Genomic DNA, 23,524 nt, shown 5'->3' on the forward strand with positions numbered 1-23,524 from the left:
TACGTTAAGAATAGACCCAATGTAAATTAGTTCATTTGATAAAGATGAATTAGTTAAACTAAAACTAAAATAGAATTTAAATTTTTATTGAGTAGTAGCAGTAAAGCATATTGCACAATATACTTCTAACAGTGGAAAAATAGTATGATTAATATTTAATATTATTTGACGTTATCTGCAGAAGAAGGGCTAGCTCACTCCATTGCAGCAACCATGGATAATACGGAAGGTTCGAACATTAATTAAAGTTAATGAACACAAAACACATGCAGACGGTTTGTTCAGCAAAGATGTGAAAAGTCCCCAGGCTGAATTTAGAGCAATATTTTGAATTAGTAAGCTAGCATTTTGCAAAAAAGTAGCGTTTCATGTATAGTGTAAAAATTCATAAAACTCTTAAGAAATACTGATGGTAGGAAAAGCTTACCCTTTAGGTAAGAACTAACGATCAGATGCGAAAGTAATCTTCAATTTTAGTTTTCGAAGCTAACGCATGGAGTAGACCGTCAGAAACCGTGAAACGAGTACAGCATGGTTTCGTCATTTCATGCTGTACAATATTATTGTACATTCCATAACGAGCGTAACTCGTATTCTTATTTGCCCGCTAGTTATATCGATAACTTCAGAAAAACTACCGGCAAATAAGTTGGAAAAAATGTAAGGATGACACCCGATTAGCAGTAGTAAGACTACACATATCCTATAATATAGGATACATCTCAAAAAAGTATATTGTAGTCCAAATTAAATGCATGCGATGTCATGAGATAGTAACCACTAGTAATCGTAGATCAGTGTGCTACAGGAAACACGTTACAAAACTTTGTACACACTGACAATTACACCATAGGAGTACATTGCCTCATAAGTAAATAACTTAACCTTAAGAAGGACGTTTACTACGGAGGACATAACTAGAACTGAAACTATAGCAAGGTAACCTAAAGCTGGGCACTTCCTTAACAATACTATTGATTCAGGTATTCACAGAATTTATATAGATTGAACAGTAATAGAGTGGAGAAGTTCAAGAACTTGAATGCGTTAGTAATTCGTTTGCTAACAACTGCGTGTCCCATTCGTCTAGAGGCCTAGGACACCGCCCTTTCACGGCAGTAACAGGGGTTCGACTCCCCTATGGGACACCATCGGGTCGTTAGCTCAGTTGGTAGAGCAGTTGACTTTTAATCAATTGGTCGCAGGTTCGAATCCTGCACGACCCACCATTCTCTTCACAAGAAGATAAATTATTTATATTTTTATAATTGTAGCACTGAATTTAATCGGGTAAGGGGTCTCTTAAACACAGGAAATATACTTTCAACCTGCTATAATTCACTTCTTAAACACATTTATGAAATGTCTTTAAGAAGTGAATGTAATTTTCCGTAAGGAAAAATATGACATTATGCTTTAATAATTTACAAAACCGATAGTATTAATAAATTTACTCCTCTAAATTAGTGAGAGAAAAATTTAATTTATATGAAAAAAATACCATTTAGGTTTTTATAACGTAGCTTAGCTTGAATATTGAGCCTACATGTGTAAGATAGCTATGAAACATAGGCGTTCGGTTAGTGTGCATGCACTCTTTTGAATAGATGTAAAAATAGTTCATGGGGCAGTCTCTATAGACTCAACATATATAAGGAACGTCTAATCAAATAACATTTTTCACCTACGAGCTAATATAAACTGCAAAATTTGATATCTGAATCTGAATAGTTTTTAAAGGTTATTCAAGACCATGATATAAGAGATGAAATGTGTAAGTCTTAAACTGGCCTATACTAATTTTTTTAAGTTTAACCATGTAATGTTTGTAGAATTATAGTAAACTCAAGACAAAATAATAAGTGTATGCTGATATACAAGTTAAATTTGTAATAAATTTTTATATTTTGCTATTATATAACCGAGTGAAAAAACCGGTAATACATCTAGAGTAAAGTCAAAGACACGATACAATAACAAAATTTGCTTGACGACCATAGCGTTATGGACCCACCTGATTCCATGCCGAACTCAGTAGTGAAACGTAACAGCGCCGATGGTAGTGTGGATTTCTCCATGTGAGAGTAGGACATCATCAAGCTTCTAATTTAGCATCATCTTTTAATAAAATGATGAAGATCATAGAAAAATAAATTTTCGTTCTGAACGATAGTAATAATATAGAATGGAGATACTCATGTTCATGTGGAGCGGTAGTTCAGCTGGTTAGAATACTGGCCTGTCACGCCGGGGGTCGCGGGTTCGAGTCCCGTCCGCTCCGCCATTTATAAAAAGTTCAACTAATATTATAGGCTTTTTTATGCCTATCGAGTATAGCATTCAATGCTGTAACTCAGATCAAGCTTTTAAAGCATTCGTTTCGACAAAATATAGACCTATGGAACGGCTTCACAACGTTGTAAAAAGATGCTGGTGTTTGGCTATTTTGATTTAAACAAATCCACGGTTGAGTCTAACCAATAAGTCCACTATATAATAAATACAACTATTATGCCGATAATATTCAATTAAAATATGTTTTTGGTTAATTAAATACAGGCTTAATAAATTTTCCCTGGAGAGTTGGTAGAAAGGAAGTTCCATCATTTTTCAAGTCTTACGCATGGATCATATATTCAAGGGATTACATTTAGTGTAGTATACTCATTTGTATGAAGTGATTGTGATGGGTAATGTTATTAAAATTTTTAACTTAAATATACTGACCAAGCTCTTCTACAAAATGTAATTTTTTCTAGGCTTACTTGAGCCGTATCATTTACGATAAATAATTGCTTAATTTAGCGGGTACTTTCACTCCCAAGAAGCTGTTTTTTTTAGCGGAATGAATGAAACTGTTCGTTTACTTCGCGCAGTTTTTTTACACTATCTGGTTTCGCAAACATTATTGCTTAATATTTCCTTGATTCTTCGGTTGGACTATTTGAGCAAATGAGGTAAGACTTCACCATCAGTCACATGTGGTGCACTTATCTCAAGAGGAATGTTTTTACCGTATTTATAAATACCATTAAATGTGACTCGTACTAAACTTTATTGCTGGATTTTTTACTTATTATTCTATCTTCACCATAGACTTTTAGCCCCATAGAGTCAATGGCTAAACACGATGTGGTGTCTTTAATTTTCATCTTGAACGCGGCGTTAACTGTTATTAGCTCGCTTGCTAATGCATGAATAGGAAGGGCATGATAACGGCAATTATAAACTAGTTTAAAATAAAATTAATGAAATCTTTCAATGGCATTCAAAATAACTTTTAGATCATGAAAGGCATCGTAATAGCAAGTCGCTAAACAAATAAGATCTCCCACAATTACCTAACTGAGCCTGATTATACTGCTTCCAGTTATGATTACTTTATAGTGAAACTTATCCATAAATCAAAATATTTAAATGAGTCTAACTGTTTAGAACGTAGATTGATAAGCTAATTCCCTGGTTCAGGCACAAAGCCATTGCTAATTAACAAATTCCTAGGAGTGACATTGAACCTCTATAAGGGAGCACAATACTCAGATTAGTGAAATCTATCAAATGATAAAACTATAAAATACGCTAATAGCGTTACACATACCTACAATAAAAACAATTGTCTAATAGTAAATAATGCTATATACTTACAGCTATTTGATCAAATTATTCAAAAATAGCCAAAAATTATTACCTCCTATTTCTAGTACCGCCTTATTTCTCATTAATAAGACAAAAATAATATGTCCATTTGAAAGATGCTCAAAAAAATTATAAAGACCAAGGACCATCCTCATACCAAAAAAAACGATGACAAAATAGAGTGTATACCAGCAACATTTTTGCTTCGTTATCCAGTTCGTTCTTTATGCGCTCGCAATAAAATTGCTATGTTATCCACAATAGTCTCTGATTCAATTCGTCTTTTTTAAAGAGGTTTACCTGTTTCTTCTGTTATTATTTTCGCGATATATTCACTGTTTTCTTTGCTTGTTCACGTAAATACTTCAATCAATGCCTGATATTCAAAAAACAGTACTTTTCAACTCAGAAAGACATGATGCACGGACTAAACAGTTGTTTCAACTTGCTATGTTGTGACTATATTTTCGTCACCGATAATAACCTGATTATTAATCCATTATGTCATTAGTTACTCCCACCACCGCCACGAATTATGTTTATTTCAGACCGCAACCAGTCGCACAATGTCACCCTCACTGACAAGCAATGCATTGGCTACTTCTTGTTTAATCAGAACTTCATTTCGCTTTTGATCAACACCAGGTTGAGTCTCTATCGCACGGAATAATTGAAAATCATTATTGCAAATAAGGTAGTCTTGTGCGCTGTTGTGTTCGGCAATTTTGACTCTTGCCGTAAAAGAACGACGAATAGAATCGATATTTTGACGCATACACTCTACGGTTGGACCGGCATCAAAAATATCAATATATCCACGGCATGCAAAGCCTTCTTTTTGTAGTAATCGCAAGGCAGGACGTGTTTTTTCATGTACCTGGCCAATCACTTCTCGGGCTTCATCGCTCAATAAATTGACATAAATAGGTAGCTTAGGCATCAAATCAGCAATAAAATCTTTTTGACCAATACCAGTAAGATAATCCGCCAATGTAAATTCTATAGAAAAAAAGTTTGCTTGCAACCACGCCCAAAAAGGGGAATGACCTTCGTTATCTGAGACACCACGCATTTCAGCGAAAATAATGTCAGAGAACTTGTCGGGAAACTGAGCAAACATTAAAAAGCGACATTTTGATAATAAACGCCCATGCAAACCACCTCTAAACCTCGGACGTAAAAACAAGGTACAAATTTTCGTTGCTCCTATGTAGTTATTCACGAAAGTTAGTACTTCAACAATGTTATGAACATTCAGACGATGAGAATAATGCATGACTTTACTAATATGATAGCTATAAAAAAAATTTTCTAACCCAATAGCGGCTTCAATGCCGGTCGTTCCTGCAATTTCACCAGTTATAGTATCTTCAGCCACCATCAAGTAGCTTTCTGTTCCCGGCGATATCGCATTTCGAGCAAAGCTATCAATCGAATGATTGATGCGGTCACGGAGCAATTCATAGTTAACAGGTAACGAAGTGAAGCCAGTCCCAGATTCCTCAGCACACAACATCAATACATCAAAGTCAGAGTCCTTTATTGGGCGTACTACTAGCATCCTATTCCCTCCTGATGCAGTAAACTTTCGTAGCGTTTAATGCAACGCAGTTTTGTTTCCTCATTCACGTTTAAATCACAAATTTTAAAATAAATAACAATTAAACAACCGCTTTTGTTTTATGCATACCTAGCCCTGTCATCAGCTTATTTAATGTCTTTATTATGCCGCAAGTTTCGCTCATCTGAGCAGCATAATTTTTTAAGCTCAATGTTCCTCTCAATAATTTTTAACTCAAAACATTGCCGTCTCTAATAGGGAACGTTTATGGCAACCATATCTCATTTTGCAAAAATTATTCCTTTTCTGCCGTGGATGAGTAGAACCACTCGTTTAATGCAAACGGTGTCATAAGTACCATTGGCTGATATTTCATTAAATTTTCGGCGGGTATATTCGAGTTAAACTAGGTAGCACTTCACCGTCAGTCACATTTGATACGCTTAACTTAGCAGCAATGATTTAATACGTATTTATATCTATCGTTAAATATAACTTGCGTGATACTTACCGTTTTCCATCAGTATCATGCTTTTTTACTTTTCACGCTCCTTAGCTGTAGATTTTCAGACCGTAGAATCAATGACTCAGTGTTGGATACTTCCTTTATTCTTTGTCTTGAGCGTAACGTTAACCATGTTGGCTCGCTTGCCAATGCATGAATAATGAGAACATAACGATCGCAGTTAAGTAAATTTGCAAACAGAATTAATAAACTCTTACAAATTTTTTCAATGACACTGAAAATACACGTTCAACTATAAAAATCATCGTAATGACCATCACTAAATAAATGAAATCTCCTACGATTATTTCCTTTAATTTAAGTCCATAGTTGAATAGAAACTACATTCATCCAGAATGTTAATAAACTACTATTAATTAAAGCTTGATTATACTGCTTTCAGTTAATTATTTTGTCACGAAGCTTCTTCCTTGACCTAAATATTTAAGTGAATTTAACTGTTTAGAGCGTAGATTGATAAGTTAATTCTCTAATTTAGGAACAAAGCCATGCGTCGTCACAATCGGGACAGCTTACACGGAAACCAGCTTTGCAAGTATATGATCGAGACGCGCTAAGCCTTCCTCAACCTCTTCTCTGGTGATCACTAAAGAAGGTGTAAAACGAACAACATCTATCCCTGCCACTAGCACTAACAAACCTTCGTCACCTGCAGCACTCACAACGTCCCGCGCACGGCCTTTCCATGCATCATTTAATACAGCACCAATTAATAAGCCTTGACCTCGAATTTCACTAAACATATTGTATTTTACATTGAGCGTTTCAAGCCCTTCACGGAACCAATTTTCACGCTCTTTCACACCCATGAGAACTTCAGGTTTACTCACTTCATCAACAACAGCTTCGGCTACCGCACATGCCAACGGGTTGCCACCGTAGGTTGATCCATGAGTACCAACCTTCATGTGTGCTGCTAGTGCTCCTCTTGTCAACATTGCGCCAATCGGAAAGCCACCTCCAAGAGATTTTGCAGTACTCAGAATATCAGGTACAATACCAGTTTGTTCGTAAGCATAAAAAGTACCAGTACGACCATTACCAGTTTGCACTTCATCAAAAATTAACAGTGCATTATTCTTATTACATAACTCACGTGCACCTTGTAAAAACACAGGATTTGATGGGATAATACCGCCTTCACTTTGTAAGATTTCCATTATGATAGTGCAAGTCTTATCAGACATCACTGTTGCAAGCGCATCTAGATCATTGTATGGCACATGGATAACGTTACCTGGCTTAGGGCCAAATCCATCAGAATATGCCTCTTGACCACCTACAGTAACAGTAAAAAATGTACGACCATGAAACCCTTGAGTAAAAGCAATAATTTCATTTTTTTCAGGACCATAAACATCCACAGCCCAACGGCGAGCAAGCTTCAACGCGGCTTCATTCGCTTCGGCGCCAGAATTAGTAAAAAATACACGTTCAGCAAAGCTAACTTCTGTCAATTTTTTGGCCAAACGCAGCGCCGGTGCATTCGTCATTACATTGCTTAAATGCCATAATTTTTTTGATTGTTCTTTCAATGCCTTAACCATCACCGGATGACAATGTCCCAAGCAACTCACAGCAATACCACCAGCAAAATCAATATATTCATTTCCTTCTTGATCCCAGATACGTGATCCTTTTCCTTTGTCTGGAATCATAGTCATGGGTGCATAACATGGCACCATCACTTCATCGAACAGTTTACGATTTACTTTATACTCGGTTATCATTGCTCATAGCCTTCTGTTAATTTTGTTATAAACATAGTATTTATATTTCGGTAACCACATCATTAGCAGATAATTTTAATGTCATTAGTGATCAAGATGGTTATGTGTTCATTAAATTGAACCCAGCGTAATATATCCATTTTTTGGAGTGATTATTGTTGCTAACCTTAATGTTGAATACCGTTTTTTCAGCAAACAAGAGCATTGGTTCCTAATTCGAGTTTAAATAGCAAATTTCAACATTATTTACTATTAGACAATCTCTTTCATGTTAAAAATACCTAGTCCTATCAATTTATTTAACGCTTTTATAATACCGCAGGTTTCACTAATCTTAGTTGCATGTCTAAAATAAAGGCGATTGTTTAATCGCTAATCATGTTGAAATTTATTACCTGAACTTGAATGAGAAAACAAAGCCATTTTGGTTCGCTTGCTAATTCATGAATAGTAAGGGCATGACAATGGCAGCTAAGTTAGTTTACAAGCAGCGTTAATGAATCCTTGCAGATCTCCCAATGGCATTAAAAATACTCGTTTAACCATGAGAGCCATCGTAATGGCTAAGTCGTTAAATAAACGAGATCTTACATAACTACCTGCTTAATCTCATTCCATAGCTGAATAACTTCTTCATCAATCCAAAATGTTAGTGAATCACTATTAATTGCAACTTAATTATATTGCTTTCAGTTAGTTGTTTTATAGGACAGCTTATTCACAGACTTAGATATTTAAGTGAACCTAGCTATTTAGAACATCAATTAATAATTTAGTTCCCGAATTGATGAGATAAAACCAGTCTATTCAATATTGTGTGAACCAAAATTTTATTGAACGGCTTGTTACCTGGCAGTAAAATATAATTAAAAGTGGTCAGATAAAAAAAGCTGGCTGGTCATTAAGAGGCCAGCCAGCACCCACGAAAGTACGTATGCAATTGCTCCATGAAAAAAAAGCATGAATTATGTCTCCTCATCAGGTACAAATACATAACCCACACCCCATACAGTTTGAATATAACGTGGCTTACTTGGATTTTTTTCAATCATTCGTCTAAGGCGTGAAATTTGCACATCAATAGAACGCTCCATAGCTGAATATTCACGCCCACGCGCCATATCCATTAACTTATCACGAGACATAGGTTCACGTGCGTTAGTCACCAACGCTTTTAGTACCGAAAATTCACCTGACGTCAACGATAGTGGCTCATCACTGTGAAACATTTCGCGGGTACCTAAATTCAGTTTAAATTGACCAAACACGACTACTATCTGTTCGCTAGACGGTGCGCCAGGTGTCTCAATGGTTTGACGGCGCAGTACCGCACGAATACGTGCCAATAATTCGCGCGGGTTAAATGGTTTTGGCAAATAATCATCAGCACCAACTTCTAACCCAACAATACGATCGATTTCATCATCCTTAGCTGTCAGCATCAGGATAGGTAATTTGTTGTTTGCTTGACGTAAACGACGGCAAATTGACAGGCCATCTTCACCAGGCAACATTAAATCTAGCACCATCAAATGAAAATTTTCTCGAGATAATATCCGATCCATTTGTTCTGCATTAGCTACACTACGAATCTGAAAACCTTGCTCAGATAAATAACGTTCGAGCAATGCACGTAAACGCATATCATCATCAATAATCAGGATCTTGTAATTATCTTGCATGACGTACCTTTCTTATTTGATGGTAGTGTTATATCCAATATCACGGACTAGCCCTTCCATATAACAAGCAAAGAGTAACGAGCCCATAATGTCTGAAATGTATCAATAATTGTATCTTCTGACAAATCTATGAAACATCAGTGCTCGACATGGTAGAGAGAAAAAATTATTACTAATTGTTAGAAATATAAACTCTTACACTCTCTCAATGTCAGTTCATGCAGTTTTTTACGTGACTGTAAATGATTTAATTTGGTGCTATTTTTTTGTAATTCGGTACTAGTCAACATAAACGCCTTAACCTCTCAATTCAACGATGTTTGGGTGTATAAAAGGCATCTTACCAATATGGCAAATAAGACAGTGAATAATGTTATAGACAAAATCCATTTCATCATTAAAAAATGTTATAAAAGCTAAAATAAAAATGCTATTTTTTTAAAGAAGGTGATGCCACAAGATCACCAAAATTATATCTTAAACAACTAATATTGGTGATCGCTCAGAAAACGCAAACTATGCTTATAATAAGCATATTCTCCGTGAAATAGACCGTTTAATTCACTACTTATGTAAGCATATCGAAGACTAACAGTTGTCGATTACCACCCCCAGCGAAATGATGAAATTTTCTTCAAAACCTAAGTAAGCATTACAAACGATGAAGACAAGACATACAAATTCCACATTGTTGACCTAAATAAAACATATAGTCACAAAGACTACACATCAATTGACAGCCCAATATGTCTCACATATGAATACAAAAAAATTAATAATACAGCCATTGTGTCAACAATAAAAGGTCACCTGATTTGGCACATCCATACCATCCACTATCAATAAGACGAATTTTCATCCTGCTGTCCGCAGGAGTGACTTTCAAAGGAACGTAATGACTACTTTAATTTATTAATAGGTTACTAGTGAACTAAATATATGCGGCACGAAAATGATTGCAGCGGTTGCTCTAATGAATGATGGCAAGACTATGCTGTTCATTTCTCACTACCATGACGAGATGATACCCAATTACGTAATTTGAAATCACGACTTAGTTATATACGTGAGCTAAAAAATATTATTAGGTTATTCTTAAGTCAATTGAAGATCAATGTGAATTGAACAATCTACTCAAAAAAACATTTTCAGTACCAATACAAAAAATTGGCTAAAAATTTTATTTTCCTTACAAGAAAAAGCGGTGCACCAAAGGGCTAAGAGCCATTGCAGCGGGTATAAATTTTTAAGCACAGTTGTTATAAATACCCTAAAAACAATTTTGACGTAGAAGCAATGACTTATATCGACGTCGCAAAACAATTCGTTAATAACAAGACTGTACTTAATGGTGTTCGTGCTATCTTGATAGAATAATTCGTCACAGATGCTTTCTTACTGCCTAAAATTCATTATTATTTAATTCAGAACGCAGAACTTCAAGCCTGTATTATCCCAAGCCAAGAGCATAAGAGCATAAAATTTAAAGACTACTGCAAACATGATGCACGACTGGCTCACGTCCCATTATACCGTACATTAGCCATATTCCACGGTTGAAACAAAGATATTTTTCAACTAGCATTGAATGCAAGCCTTTAAAAAATAAAAGATTGACTGCTTCATACTGTACAAACATTATCTATAATGGCTGCGACATTATGCTTGCTACTACTCCAGCAGATAATTAGCGTAAGCAAATAGTAAGTTTCGCATGGCACATTAAAATCTTAATGCACATAGGCACTGAATTAATAGGTAACCCACGCAATGGATATATTTACCAAGCACCTAAAAGATTTATTAATAGCAGACCTGCTAGCTCTCGCTGCACGTTAGGTATTGACTCAAGTTTACATGCTGGCTATAAAGGAGCTATCGTTCATAACACATGTAAACTTTTAACTTTTAACTTTTAACTTTTAACTTTTAACTTTTAGATACTGCCACCATTTACCCACAACTACCGTCAAATACTATTACCAGATCCTCGTAAATCGTAATAGTATCGATGAAAAAATAGAATCACGTAAAACGGATGCCTGTGTGGTGGATATACTAAAGAGTACTAATAACAAAATTCTAACTATGATTGTAAGTGAAGCTGAAACTTTCATCTATTCTGTGTCAAAACTAGCTGTGACCAAATTACTTGGACTAGATGTGTCACTTCGTAAAGCAGTATTCATTGCTCATCGTCTTCAAAATGTACTTGCAAAGTTAGTGGCACTTAATCCGAAATCAATTGATATGGGCCAATATCAACATAACATTAACCAAAAACAACTTGCGAAATGTTTAGATGCTGCTGTAAAAGATTGTGTAAGTATCGTTAATATTGACATTAATAGCGTCTCTGCAGCATTACTAACTCTAGTTACAAAATTTTTTATCACTGCTATAACCAATATTATCGAATTTCATGGTGCACACCGCCAGTTTGGCGGCCGTAAAATCTTATTTAAAATACTTCGCTTAGGCCCAAAAAGCTTATAAATAACACGCAAGTCTCCTGCGCATTATTAACGGTAAAATTAGTTAAGCGATTCATGCGTTCACTCAGAAGCCTATCCTGTGGTGATATGATTAGCAACTATGACTTCATACACAGCTTAAAAGCATCTAATTATACTTACAGAACTTTTTAAAATTCCAGCTGTGACTAATATTCTGACAAAATTAGCCCATTTTAAACGAAGTCAGCATCCATAATTTCATACCATTACCTTTGCAGCCAATGTTAACGCAGTGAAAGACTTAATTCCCGACCTAGTGCTAGAAGACACTGTGACCAACTGTGATTACATTTGGAGCATGTGTCGATATTGGTGTTTATCAAGACGGTTTGGTGCATATCTTTGACCTATCTGATGAATTTATTTTAGACTTACGTGAAGTAGTAAAAGTGGATGAAGCAATTAAAACACAAAGTGGTGAACATAATTTGATACGTAAGTATATCACACTATCAATAGGCTTTGTTTTTTAATTCAAGTTCAGATAGCAAATCCCAGCATGATTCACTGTTAGACAATCACTTTCGTGTGAGGCATGCCTAGTCTTATCATCTTATATAACGCTTTTATCATGCCATAGGTTTCATTAATCTTAGCTACGTGCTCCCTTAGACTCAATGTCCCCCAATAGGTTTTGACTTGAATGATTGCTGTTGCTGCTAGGAAAAGCTTAGGATAATCGGCTTTATTTTTAAAATAAGAGAACTAAATTTTGAATCAAAGCTCTAAACAATCAGGTCTATGAACAATCTTCGCTACAAAGTAACTAACTGGAAGCAGTATAATCAGACTTGAATCAATCATAGCTCACTAACATTCTGGATTGATGAAGAAGCTATTTAACTCTGGAATCAGGCCGGATACTAATAGAAGACCTCGTTTATTTAGTAACTGAGTCATTACAGCGGCTCCCCATGGTTAAACGCGTGTTTTTAATGCCATTGTGATGTCTACAACAATTCATTCATTCTGCTTTCAAACTTATTCAACTACCATTGGTATACTGTCACTATTCGTGCATTAGCAAGTAATCCAAAATGGTTAACATCACGTTCAAGACAAAGAGTAAAGGAAGTATCCAGCACTTAACCATTCAGTCTGTCGGGTTCAAAATTTATAATAAAGGTAACTAAAAAGCAAAAAATATGGTACTGATGGAAAAAGAAGAGTCTGTCGCCAGTTACATTTAGCGGTCAGTTACCAAAAATTATACGGTTCCAATCAGCATAAAAAAACGAAGGATAGTTACCATAAACGTTCCCTATCAAAGACAGCAATATTTCGAATCAAAAAACTACTGGGAGGGATAGTGCGCTTAAGAGAGAATAATGCTCAGATTAATGAGACTTACGCCATAATCAAAGTGTGAAGTAAGTTGCCGGGCTAGGTATGTCTCAAACAAAAACGGGTGTTTAATCATTAATTATATTAAAATTGGCTATCTGAACTATAATTAGGAAACAAAACTGAGCAAACTAAGTAGTATTTCACCATAAATCGTATTTAATGCACTGAACTTAGCAGCAATCATTGCATACGTATTTATATCTACCAATAAATGTCACCTCGACACTCATCGGTTCCCATCAGTGTCATGTTTTGCTTACCATTTCGCCTCCATCGTATGCTTTGAGCTCAGTAGTATCAATGGCTAAATGCTGGATAGTTCCTTTAGTTTTCGTCTTAAATGCAATGCTAACCATTTTGACTCGTTTACTAATGCATGAATAGTAAGGGTATGACAACGGCAGTTGAGTAAATTTAAACACACAATTAATGAATCTTTACAGACCTCTCAAAGACATTAAAACATACATATGCCATAAGATCCGTCGCAATGGCTCAATTACTAACTAAACGAGGTCTTCCATTATTATACCGGTTCCAATTAGTTGCTTTATTGCGAAGCTTATTCATAAATCTAAATAGTTAAGTTAACCTCGCTGTTTAAAAAAACATAGCTTGATCATTTAGGTCCATTATTCAGAAAATAAATCCTGGCTACACGGTACGTACCCACAGACAATGAAAGATAGGTCAAATACTAAGTTTAAATAATCATTTAATATTATTGTTACCTTTCAATTAGTTCAACTTAAACCAATCGATGCAGATCTTACTACACTGATCTCTGCACACGAAAAACCAACCCCCAAACATAGACGTACCAATACGGAGATATAATATTATTTATCAAGATAACACTCTATCCGTAAGTTATCTGGGAGATGGTCTCGCAAAACTCAACTTAGACGACTAAATTTTTTAATAAATTCAATCATGCAACACTAAAAAAAACTTAGCTGATACATTTATAGCAATCGAATCAAAAGCAAACGTATGCGCTGTATTACTGACCCTAACAAAATCAACAATTCATTGTAAAAGCTAATATCACTAAGTTTTTAGCTATATTTTTTCGTCTTACAGAAGGATGACTTAGTGAATAAAGGATGCAAATGCAGTCTTTTTAAAAATTGAAGACCTCCCTTCCCCTATTATTTCGGTAATCTCTGCCTATTCGCTTGGCAGTGGTTGTGAATGCATCTTCTCAACAGGTTTCCGTACTGCTAATTCCACAGCCCATACCGATCTTCCGGAAACTAAATGAAAGATTATCTCTGGTTTCGGTCGTACAGTTAGAATGCCACGCCTTATTTATTCTGATACTGTGATGGAACTCATCACTGCAGATAAAGATCTGAGTGATGTAGTTATTCAACTCGCACAACAAGCAATCGCAGGAAAATTTGATTGACAAAACATCGTAACCAAAAAAAGCCCCCTTTCAACCGAATAACACAGAAGCAACAAGAAGTTTTACCAAAGCTAAAGCCATGGTGACACAAATTACAGATAAACATACCTAGCACCAATAGCTTCTATTCTAACACTTGAAGAAGCGTCTTATGCTGCTAGAGAAGAAGCATTATTAATTACAAATGAAGACTCCTTTTATCTCGTAAAATAGCCAGTCACGCAAGTATTTGTAGACCTCTGCCTTAACGATCAATACCTAAAATTCAAAGCTAAAAAAGCATCAAAAAAGTAAAAAATTAAACATGTTGCAGTACTTAACACTGGTATTATGGACGTAGATATCTTTTACCAATCGGCAAGTCATAGCGTTCCTGTTTTAATGAAAGATATCAACCCAGCTTCGCTAAGAATAAGCATGAAAAGGCATCTAAACTACTGAACAAAAGTACTAAAATAACAAAAATATTTGCCTTTATCACACCAAATGTGCATTACGCAGGTATCACACAAGCTGATGTTATCATCGAAGCAATTGTTAAAAATTTGCAAGTTAAAGTCACCATGTTGGGATAAATTGAAGGTTTAATAAGTGAAAATAATATTCACTTCAAATACTTCAACCATTCCTAACGATTTGCCGGCGAAGCCATTGAAGCGTTCAATCAGCTTCTGTGGTATGCATTTTTGCAACCCAGTGCATCGCATACCATTGGTTGATGTTATTCGAGATAAAGACACATCAGAAGAAACAATTTTTTCAAATTTTTTTACGCGAATAAAATAGGCAAGTACCCAATTGTCGCCAATGATTGTCCTGGTTTTTTGTTAATCAGATATTTTTCCTTTATGTCGCAGGCTTTAACTTACTACTTCATAATGGGGCTAGCTTTAAGAGCATAGATCAAGCAATGAAAAAAATTTTGGCTAGCCAATGGGTCCAGCTTATCTATTAAATTTTGTTGACATTGATACCGCACATCATGCACAAACAGTAATAGCTGGAGCTTTTCCTAAGCGTATGGCAAAGAATTATCATTATTGCATAAACGTCATGTTCAATAACAAACGTTTTAGTCAGAAGAGTGGGTTAAGCTTCTACCGTTACTCGATAGATCACAAAGGCAAGCCAAAAAAAGGCATGGATGACGATGTAGAAATTTTACTAACGTCTATCGTTGACAGCCGCGCAAACTATAACGAAGCCATCACAATAGACCGCATGATGGTACCCATAATTAACGGAATGGCCCGTTGCTTAAAAAAGGCATTATCGCAACCCCACAAAAAGTAGATATGGCCTTGATTTATAGTTTTGGGTTCCCTCCATTCCGTCGTGATGTTTTCCACTATTTAGATACCATTAAATTAACAAATTATGTACAAATAACAAATAAATTAATCAACCTTGGTGCTATATATTACGTACCTCAGGGTCTGTGTGATAAGGCCTTTAATGACACAAGCTATTTCGATGTTCAACAACAGCCGGTTTTACTTCTTAAGTAGAGTTCAGATAGCAAGCAGTATCAATCAGAAATATCACTAAACCACTGTTGATTAAAGTTTAATTATACAGCTTTTAGTTGGTTTTTTTGCGGCTAAAATTGCCCATAGATCTAAGGGACCTAGCTGTTTAGAGCATAGCTTGATTATTTAGGTTCCTGATTTAAAAATAAAGCATACAAATTTTTTACTATTTTACGGCATTAACTCACCAAAATTGACATTAAAAAGAAAAAATTTTACGCTCACATTTACATCATCCACATGCAATATCTAACCACGACGTTGGCGAACAGCTTCAAACAGACAGATACCAGAAGCTACAGATACATTTAAACTTAAAACGTTACCCATCATTGGAATGCTAATTAATTCGTCACAATTTTCACGTGTTAAACGACGCATCCCATGCCCCTCTGCACCCATCACGATGGCCAGAGGACCTGCCATTTTACTTTGATAAATATCATGCGTGGCTTCGCCCGCAGTACCAACGAGCCATACGCCTTCTTCCTGTAACGCACGCATAGTTCGAACAAGATTGGTTACACGAACTAGAGGCACCACGTCTGCTGCACCTACAGCCACTTTACGTACTATTGCGCTTAGCGGGGCAGTACGGTCTTTCGGTACGATAATCGCGCACGCACCTGCCGCATCAGCATTACGCAAACATGCACCAAGATTGTGTGGGTCAGTAACACCATCTAGCACTAGCAATAATGGGTTTTTTTGCCTACCTAAGATTAAATTAATGTCATTTTCATTGTACTTGCGCCCAACCTTAACACGGGCAATCAAGCCCTGATGCGATGCACATTGAGCCTTGTGATCCAGCGCCTTGCGTCCCATTTCATACGTGGTAATGCCAAGTTCAGCCAATTCATTCAGTATTGGCATTAGACGTTCGTCTTCACGGTCTTTACTAACATAAACTTCAATAAAAAATTCTGGCTTGTTGATTAATGCAGCTTTAACGGCATGAATGCCATAAATTATTTCATTACTCATGGATTACTTCTTTGAATTACCTGCTTGGGTGGATTTATTTCGCTGCATTTGTTGCTTACGCACCTTCTCGCATCTGCTCTTTCTCTTTACAGAGTTTCCTGCATCCTCTTTGTTCATAGCATTACCTTTACGATGGTTTTTTTCTGTGCTTATAGACGCTTTACTATCACCTATTTGTCGGATTGAACTGCTATTCAACTGCTGACAAACCGATGAATGATCTTTACTTTCTTTTGGTTTTGTACCAAACTTTATACGATTTTTTTTGGCACTTTGACGTACCGTTTTCCCAACACCTCGAGGTTTACGAATAGTGCCCTCAATTTCAAAATCAATCATTCTTTCATCAAGGTTAACGGAGAGCACTTTAACCTTCACTTGATCGCCAAGCTGAAATACACGACCAGAGCTCTCACCCACCAGCTTTTGACCTACGATGTCATAATTATAATAGTCATTATCTAAGTTTGAGATGTGTACAAGACCATCAATATGAAGCTCGTTCAAGCGCACAAAAAAACCGAAACCGGTCACGTTTGCGATTGTACCATTCATGATATCGCCAACGTGATCTTGCATGTATTCACACTTAAGCCAGTCAGACACATCACGGGTGGCATCATCAGCACGACGCTCAGTCATCGAACACTGCACACCCATCGCATCCATTTCATCGAAAAAATAATGATAGCCGCCAGTTGGAGTCCAGCGATCTGTGTTCTGTCCACCTTGTTTGGAAATTAAGTATTTAATCGCACGGTGCAACAATAAGTCAGGATAGCGACGAATGGGTGATGTAAAATGCGCGTATTGTTTCAGAGCTAGGCCAAAGTGACCTTGGTTCTTAGCTTGATACACTGCTTGTTTCATTGAGCGGAGCAACATAGTTTGGATCAACTCCTTATCAGGGCGGTTTTGAATTAAATTAGCTAACTGCGCGTAATCCGTCAACGAAGGTGACAAACCACCATTCAACGAAAGACCTATCTCACACAAAAAATTTTTGAAACTTATAAGGCGCTCTTCACTTGGTGCTTCGTGCACACGATACAATGCCGCTTCTTTATGTTTTTCAATAAAACGTGCAGACGCGACATTCGCCAAAATCATGCACTCTTCGATAATTTTATGCGCATCATTGCGCTCAACCGGCACAATACGTTCAATTTTACGCATTGCATTGAATAAAAACTTAGTTTCAATCGTTTCAAACTCAATTGCACCACGTTGTTCGCGTGAACCTCTTAACACTTTATACATGCTGTTGAGTTCTTCAAGGTGCGGCACTAAAGATATATAACGATTTCGGAGCTCTTCATTACCATTCAACACTTGAGCCACTTTGGTGTAAGTTAGACGGGCATGAGAATTCATGACTGCTTCGTAGTGCTTATATCCAGAGAGATTACCTGTTTCAGAAATCGTCATTTCACAGACCACACACAAACGATCGACTTGTGGGTTCAATGAACACAGACCATTAGATAGCACTTCAGGCAGCATAGGAATAACTTGTGATGGAAAATACACTGAGTTACCACGATTAACGGCTTCTTTATCGAGAGCTGAGTCTGGACGGACATAATAACTGACGTCTGCGATCGCAACCCACAAACGCCAACCACCTGATTTTTTCTTTTCGCAAAAAACTGCATCATCAAAATCACGAGCGTCTTCACCATCAATAGTGACCAATGGCAGATCACGCAAATCAACATGACTTTTTTTTGCTTCTTCAGGCACAGACTCTGCGAATACTTTTATTTGCTTCTCGATATCATGAGACCACACATTGGGAATATCATGAGTACGGAGTGCAATTTCAATTTCCATACCTGGCGCCATATTTTCTCCCAGCACTGCAACAATATGACCCATCGCATTCTGTTGACGTGTAGGCCGTTGAAAAACATCAACAACAACAACATTACCCATACGTGCACCATTACGATTTTCCTTAAAAACAATAATATCTTGACTCAAACGCGAATCATCAGGTACGACATAGCCATTGTTATTTTTTAAAAAAAACCGACCAACAATTTGTCCTTTACGTTCTTCCAGAACACGCACAACACGCGCTTCTTTACGACCACGCTTATCAATGCCAGCAGGTTGTGCAAGAATGAAATCACCATGCATAACACTTTTCATTTGATGGTGCGGCAACAACCAATCTTCACGGTTACCTTTGCCTTCAGGGCGTAAAAAGCCAAAACCATCACGATGACCAATGACAGTACCTTTCACTAAATCCAGGCGTTCTGGCAAAGCATAACACTGCCGACGAGTAAAAATAAGTTGGCCATCACGTTCCATAGCACGAAGACGACGACGAAGACCTTCGTATTCTTCTTCCGTACGCATACCCAAAACTTCAAACAGTTGGTCGCGATTCACTGGTGTGCTGAAACCTTTAATAACGTCCAACAAATACTCGCGACTTGGTACTGGATTATCATATTTTTCTGCTTCACGAACCAAGTGTGGATCATTGCCGTATTGATTTTTGTCCTGAGACATATAAGATTCTCGTTAGCGACACTTAATAGCAAGTATATCGCTTTAAATAAATGAAAATGGGTGTCCAGCGGAATTACTTAAAATATTTTGCTCCAAAATACCATGTAACAATACGATACCAATAGAACTAGTTAAACCAGGCTAATGAGGATAAGAAGGCGATGCAAGTCATTATTACCTATCACCATATCGTAAAATGTCTGTCTAGCTCAGCAAGGGACGCACCCATCGCATCCACGTTGATAACAGCCTGAGATAATATGCAACTAATTCTCACTTCCATTAACAATGTACAAAGGTTCAAGAGCTATTATCACTGTGTTGATGATAATTGATCCGACTGACTTACCTAACCATATTCCGCCATTTTTCCACGATCGGTTTCTACATAACCTGCCTTACTTATACATTGAATAATTTTCACCATATGATTTTGGGACATACCATATTTTCCGTGACTACAATAATACTGGTTAACTCTTCAGGTGGCAGCATAGACACATACATAAACACACCAAAGCCAAGGTCTATACCACTAGTTAATGGTATATTCCCAGACTTTCTCCGCCAGACTTCCTCCGCAAGATTATACCCTGAACTGAGCTTTGTTTCCTAAATCAGGGAACTAAGTTATCAATCTATGCTCTAAACAGTTAGGCTCACTTAAGCATTCAGGTCTATGAAAAAATTTTGCTACACAACAACTCACTGGAAACAGTACAATCAAATTTAACCGATCGTGACTCACTAACACTCTGGATTGATGAAAAAGCCATTCAGTTATGAAATTAAACTAAGCAAAATAATCATGAGATGCCTCATTTATTTAGCTACTTAGCCATTACACGGCTTTCATGGTTAAACGCGTATTTTCAAGGCCTTTAAAAAGTCTGCAAGGATGCATTAATTTTATTTGTAAACTTACAAGCTACCACCGTCATGCCTTCATTATTCATATCTTAGCAAGCAAACTGAAACGGTTAACATTGCGTTCAAAATGAAAATTAAAGGAACTATCCTGCACTGAACCATTGATTCTATGGAGCTAAAAGTCTACGGTGAGGGCGAATAGCTAGTAAAAAAGCATGCCGCTGATGGGAAACAAGAAGTCTAACGCCAGTTACATTTAGCGGTAGATATAAATACACATGAGATCATTGCTGATGAGTTAAATGCATCACATGTGACTGATAAGAAAGTCGGCTTTGTTTCTTAATTTTAATTCAGATAGCCAATTTCAACATGATTAATGATTAAATAATTGTTTTTACTTTAGGCATACTTAGTAAAGTCCAGCTTATTTAACGCCTTTATCATAGCGTAAATTTTATTAATCTAGGCATTGTAATCTCTTAAGCTCACTGTGCCTTCTAAAAATTTTTTAATTCGTAACATTGTTTGATATCGTAAGCACCACCGATTAATATTTCATTAATTTTTTGGCAGGTCTATTTAAGCAAGTTAAGTAGTATTTTACCGTTTGCCACATTTGGTGCACTTAACTCATCAGCAATGATTTCATGCACATTTATATCTAACGCTAAAGGTAATTTGCGTCAGACTCGCCATTTCCCATCAGTGCCATGCCTTCCTACTTGCCATTCGCCTTCACCCTAGACTTTTAGCTTCATAGAATCAATGATTAAATACTGGATGGTCCCTTTATTCTCCGCCTTGAACACGACGTTAATCATTTTGATTCGTTTGCTAATGCATAGTAGTGAGAACATGGCAACGACAATTAAGTAAGTTTGAAAATACATTTAATGAATCCTTGCAGACCTCTCCATGACATTGAGAATACGCATTTAACCATGAAAGTCGTCGTAATGGCTAAGTCATTAAATAAATGAGGTCTCCCATGATTATCCTACTTAGTTTAATTTATAGCTAAATAACTTCTTCATCAACTCAGAATGTTAATGAGCTATGGTTAATGAAAGCTTGATTCTTCTGCTTCCAGTGAATTGTTTTTAACGCAGCTTGTTCATAGTACTAAGTATTTGAGTGAACCTAAATATTTAGAGTATTAATTAAAATTTAAGTTCTCTGATTTAAAAAATAAAGCGGATGATAATAAACGTTCCCCAACACAAACAATAATAGTTCGAATCAGAAACTGCTGGAAAGAACTTTAACTTTAAAGAATGACACTGCTCAGATTAGCGTAACCTCAACCATAATAAAAGCGTTAAATAAGCTGACAGGATTAGGTGTGCATAACACGAAGCAATTCTTTCATAGTAATCATGTCAGGATTTGCCCTTTGAACTCGAATTAGGAAACAAAGCCAGTGAAATCCTACCTAACTTGCTCAAACAGACTCGCCACAGAATCAATGGCATATCATCCGATGGTACTGACGACACCAGGCAATGTTACAAAACCATTCGTCTTAAATGAGTGGGTCTAATCATCTTACCAAGAAAAAAACAACTTTTTGAGAACAGGTCATCCGTGCAATGTAACAGGTTAGTTACTTGAAGTTATGCGATGCAAATCAGCATTAGAAAACGAGATATGGTTACCATCAACCTTCCCTATCAAAGAAGGCAATATTTTGAATCAAAAAACTATTCAAAGGAACATTGAACTTAAGGGATCACAATGTTCAAATTAAGGATATCTACTCAATGATCAAAGTATTAAATCAGCTGACAGCACTAGGTATGCCCAGCACGAAAACTAATGCCTGATAGTTTATTATTTTTGGGTTTGCTATCTGCATTTGCATGAAAAAACGATGTTTTCATGGTAACAAAAATATTTGCAGGTAATGTACAAATACACCTTAAATACACCTTAAATACAGCTTATAATGCGTAGTTTAGGAATAACCTTACAAAGAGATTAATATGTTAAGTTCACAAACCATAGAGATTGTTAAGTCGACTGCACCTTTAATTGCTAGAATAGGCCCCGCACTAGCCGCTCACTTTTATGAACGTATGTTCTTACATCACCCTGAACTTAAAGATATTTTTAATATGAGTAATCAATTCACGCGTGCCCAACATGAAGCATTATTTCATGCGGTTTACAGCTATGCGGCCCATATTGACAACCTAGAGGTTTTGCTACCTATCGTTGAAAAAATTGCACAAAAACACACAAACTTCAACATAACACCAACTATGTATGCTATTGTAGGAGAAAATTTACTTGCTTCTATTGCTGAAATGCTATCATCAGAACAAACTGTGCTTAATGCCTGGACTGAAGCCTATCATGTCCTCGCGCAGATATTTATTAATCGCGAAGAAGAGATATATCGAGAAGTAGAAAGCACAGATGGTGGTTGGCGTGGTACTCGTCAATTTATGCTAGTCAGCAAAATTAAAGAAAGCGACCTAATCACTAGTTTTATTTTTGCACCAATAGATGATAAACCTGTCACTTGCTACAAACCGGGGCAATACATCGGTATCTATCTTCATCCTGAACAATTTGAATACCAAGAAATTCGCCAATATAGCTTGTCTAGTGCACCTAATATCAAGACATATCGTATTTCCGTTAAACGTCATCCTCAGGGAATCGTGTCGCGTTACCTACATAATCATCTTAATGTTGGTGATACAGTCAAGCTGGCTCCACCAAGTGGTGATTTTTTCTTGGATGTGAACAAAAAAACTCCTATTGCATTGATCTCTGGTGGCATAGGCTTAACACCTATGTTATCTATGCTTGAAAGCATTGTAAACACGCATGATGCCGATATTCACTGGCTTCATGCCGCCGAAAATAGTCAACATCATGCTTTTGGTGATGATATTAACCATCTGATTCAACAAAACCCTCGTGTGAAACGCGGTATTTGGTATAATAAACCATTAATTAGTGATAAAAATTTTGATTATTATGGCTTTATTGATCTTAGCCTTGTTGAAGGATTAACAAGTCATCCTGCGCGTCAATTTTATCTTTGCGGTCCAATTAATTTTATGCAAGCTACCGTACAACAGCTCGTCTGCGCCGGCATTACTAAAGATAACATTCACTACGAATGCTTCGGCCCACACAAAATGATTAATTAATGACCATGTTACATAATTCGAGTTCAGATATCAAGTCCC

14 protein-coding genes, 3 tRNA genes, 1 rRNA gene and 6 pseudogenes are annotated in these 23,524 nt (G+C 36.6%); 15 read left to right on the plus strand and 9 right to left on the minus strand.

What is annotated here, in order from left to right:
• Positions 1-1,075 precede the first annotated feature (1,075 nt).
• The 4 genes from BTN50_RS03435 (at position 1,076) to BTN50_RS03450 (ending at position 2,284) form a co-directional block, all read left to right on the plus strand.
• A tRNA-Glu gene (locus tag BTN50_RS03435) sits at positions 1,076-1,151 on the plus strand.
• A 2-nt stretch (positions 1,152-1,153) separates the two neighbouring features.
• A tRNA-Lys gene (locus BTN50_RS03440) sits at positions 1,154-1,229 on the plus strand.
• A 757-nt stretch (positions 1,230-1,986) separates the two neighbouring features.
• Positions 1,987-2,101, plus strand: a 5S ribosomal RNA gene (gene rrf, locus BTN50_RS03445).
• 106 nt (positions 2,102-2,207) lie between these two features.
• Positions 2,208-2,284: transfer RNA gene (locus BTN50_RS03450), tRNA-Asp, on the plus strand.
• A 1,896-nt stretch (positions 2,285-4,180) separates the two neighbouring features.
• Here the strand turns inward: BTN50_RS03450 and astA are convergent.
• From astA to ompR, 5 genes and pseudogenes are all read right to left on the minus strand, one after another.
• Positions 4,181-5,197: an arginine N-succinyltransferase gene (gene astA / locus BTN50_RS03455; RefSeq protein ID WP_096619035.1), complete on the minus strand. Its 1,017-nt coding sequence runs from the start codon at positions 5,195-5,197 to the stop codon at positions 4,181-4,183.
• Between the two features lie 100 nt (positions 5,198-5,297).
• A pseudogene (locus tag BTN50_RS03460) lies at positions 5,298-6,080 on the minus strand (transposase).
• Positions 6,081-6,235: 155 nt separating this feature from the next.
• Positions 6,236-7,453 (minus strand): aspartate aminotransferase family protein, encoded by a 1,218-nt coding sequence (locus tag BTN50_RS03465; RefSeq protein WP_096619036.1) that lies wholly within the window; start codon positions 7,451-7,453, stop codon positions 6,236-6,238.
• Between the two features lie 474 nt (positions 7,454-7,927).
• A pseudogene (locus tag BTN50_RS10980) lies at positions 7,928-8,121 on the minus strand (transposase); the annotation flags it as partial.
• 297 nt (positions 8,122-8,418) lie between these two features.
• Positions 8,419-9,135, minus strand: a complete 717-nt coding sequence (ompR, locus tag BTN50_RS03475) for an osmolarity response regulator transcription factor OmpR (protein ID WP_096619038.1) — start codon at positions 9,133-9,135, stop codon at positions 8,419-8,421.
• 490 nt (positions 9,136-9,625) lie between these two features.
• Between ompR and BTN50_RS12125 the strand changes: the two genes are divergently transcribed.
• The 5 genes and pseudogenes from BTN50_RS12125 (at position 9,626) to BTN50_RS03490 (ending at position 13,020) form a co-directional block, all read left to right on the plus strand.
• Positions 9,626-9,727, plus strand: a complete 102-nt coding sequence (locus BTN50_RS12125) for a hypothetical protein (RefSeq protein WP_118779924.1) — start codon at positions 9,626-9,628, stop codon at positions 9,725-9,727.
• Between the two features lie 797 nt (positions 9,728-10,524).
• Positions 10,525-10,695, plus strand: a pseudogene (locus tag BTN50_RS12130) (hypothetical protein); the annotation flags it as partial.
• A 447-nt stretch (positions 10,696-11,142) separates the two neighbouring features.
• On the plus strand, positions 11,143-11,631 hold the full coding sequence (locus tag BTN50_RS03480) for a Tex family protein (protein WP_256386984.1): 489 nt from the start codon (positions 11,143-11,145) through the stop codon (positions 11,629-11,631).
• A 301-nt stretch (positions 11,632-11,932) separates the two neighbouring features.
• Entirely contained in the window at positions 11,933-12,124 is a 192-nt protein-coding gene (locus BTN50_RS03485; RefSeq protein ID WP_096619040.1) for a hypothetical protein, read from the plus strand.
• A gap of 322 nt (positions 12,125-12,446) precedes the next feature.
• Positions 12,447-13,020: pseudogene (locus tag BTN50_RS03490) on the plus strand (transposase).
• Positions 13,021-13,243: 223 nt separating this feature from the next.
• Here BTN50_RS03490 and BTN50_RS12135 read toward each other — a convergent pair.
• On the minus strand, positions 13,244-13,420 hold the full coding sequence (locus tag BTN50_RS12135) for a transposase (protein WP_161492932.1): 177 nt from the start codon (positions 13,418-13,420) through the stop codon (positions 13,244-13,246).
• A gap of 1,453 nt (positions 13,421-14,873) precedes the next feature.
• Here BTN50_RS12135 and BTN50_RS11680 point away from each other — a divergent pair.
• The 3 genes from BTN50_RS11680 (at position 14,874) to BTN50_RS10995 (ending at position 15,702) form a co-directional block, all read left to right on the plus strand.
• A complete protein-coding gene (locus BTN50_RS11680) occupies positions 14,874-14,984 on the plus strand; it encodes a hypothetical protein (protein WP_250645022.1) in 111 nt (36 codons plus the stop codon).
• A 16-nt stretch (positions 14,985-15,000) separates the two neighbouring features.
• Entirely contained in the window at positions 15,001-15,195 is a 195-nt protein-coding gene (locus tag BTN50_RS11685) for a 3-hydroxyacyl-CoA dehydrogenase NAD-binding domain-containing protein (RefSeq protein WP_250645021.1), read from the plus strand.
• A 147-nt stretch (positions 15,196-15,342) separates the two neighbouring features.
• The gene (locus BTN50_RS10995) at positions 15,343-15,702 is read left to right on the plus strand and encodes a 3-hydroxyacyl-CoA dehydrogenase family protein (RefSeq protein WP_223823234.1); all 360 of its coding nucleotides are present in this window, start codon (positions 15,343-15,345) and stop codon (positions 15,700-15,702) included.
• Positions 15,703-16,187: 485 nt separating this feature from the next.
• On the opposite strand, the gene rlmB is transcribed toward BTN50_RS10995, so the two are convergent.
• Together rlmB and rnr are read right to left on the minus strand one after the other, a co-directional pair.
• Positions 16,188-16,925, minus strand: coding sequence for a 23S rRNA (guanosine(2251)-2'-O)-methyltransferase RlmB (gene rlmB / locus BTN50_RS03505; protein WP_096619042.1), 738 nt, complete (start codon positions 16,923-16,925; stop codon positions 16,188-16,190).
• A 3-nt stretch (positions 16,926-16,928) separates the two neighbouring features.
• Positions 16,929-19,448, minus strand: coding sequence for a ribonuclease R (rnr, locus tag BTN50_RS03510; RefSeq protein ID WP_096619043.1), 2,520 nt, complete (start codon positions 19,446-19,448; stop codon positions 16,929-16,931).
• Between the two features lie 679 nt (positions 19,449-20,127).
• On the opposite strand from rnr, the pseudogene BTN50_RS11000 reads away from it, so the two are divergent.
• A pseudogene (locus tag BTN50_RS11000) lies at positions 20,128-20,649 on the plus strand (transposase); the annotation flags it as partial.
• A gap of 172 nt (positions 20,650-20,821) precedes the next feature.
• Here the strand turns inward: BTN50_RS11000 and BTN50_RS09375 are convergent.
• Positions 20,822-21,416, minus strand: a pseudogene (locus BTN50_RS09375) (IS5 family transposase); the annotation flags it as partial.
• 291 nt (positions 21,417-21,707) lie between these two features.
• Between BTN50_RS09375 and BTN50_RS10030 the strand changes: the two are divergent.
• Both BTN50_RS10030 and hmpA read left to right on the plus strand, forming a co-directional pair.
• Positions 21,708-21,851, plus strand: coding sequence for a hypothetical protein (locus tag BTN50_RS10030; RefSeq protein ID WP_161492933.1), 144 nt, complete (start codon positions 21,708-21,710; stop codon positions 21,849-21,851).
• Positions 21,852-22,303: 452 nt separating this feature from the next.
• Positions 22,304-23,485: an NO-inducible flavohemoprotein gene (gene hmpA / locus BTN50_RS03525; RefSeq protein ID WP_096619044.1), complete on the plus strand. Its 1,182-nt coding sequence runs from the start codon at positions 22,304-22,306 to the stop codon at positions 23,483-23,485.
• The last annotated feature ends 39 nt before the right edge of the window (positions 23,486-23,524 follow it).

The sequence above is a fragment of the Candidatus Enterovibrio altilux genome, assembly GCF_002381345.1.
Classification (GTDB): Bacteria; Pseudomonadota; Gammaproteobacteria; order Enterobacterales; family Vibrionaceae; genus Enterovibrio; species Enterovibrio altilux.

Excerpts from the sequence above, each read along its gene's own strand:
- astA (WP_096619035.1), bottom strand. The coding sequence starts at position 5,197 with ATGCTAGTAGTACGCCCAATAAAGGACTCTGACTTTGATGTATTGATG.
- BTN50_RS03465 (WP_096619036.1), bottom strand. The coding sequence starts at position 7,453 with ATGATAACCGAGTATAAAGTAAATCGTAAACTGTTCGATGAAGTGATG.
- ompR (WP_096619038.1), bottom strand. The coding sequence starts at position 9,135 with ATGCAAGATAATTACAAGATCCTGATTATTGATGATGATATGCGTTTA.
- BTN50_RS10995 (WP_223823234.1), top strand. The coding sequence starts at position 15,343 with ATGGGTCCAGCTTATCTATTAAATTTTGTTGACATTGATACCGCACAT.
- rlmB (WP_096619042.1), bottom strand. The coding sequence starts at position 16,925 with ATGAGTAATGAAATAATTTATGGCATTCATGCCGTTAAAGCTGCATTA.
- rnr (WP_096619043.1), bottom strand. The coding sequence starts at position 19,448 with ATGTCTCAGGACAAAAATCAATACGGCAATGATCCACACTTGGTTCGT.
- hmpA (WP_096619044.1), top strand. The coding sequence starts at position 22,304 with ATGTTAAGTTCACAAACCATAGAGATTGTTAAGTCGACTGCACCTTTA.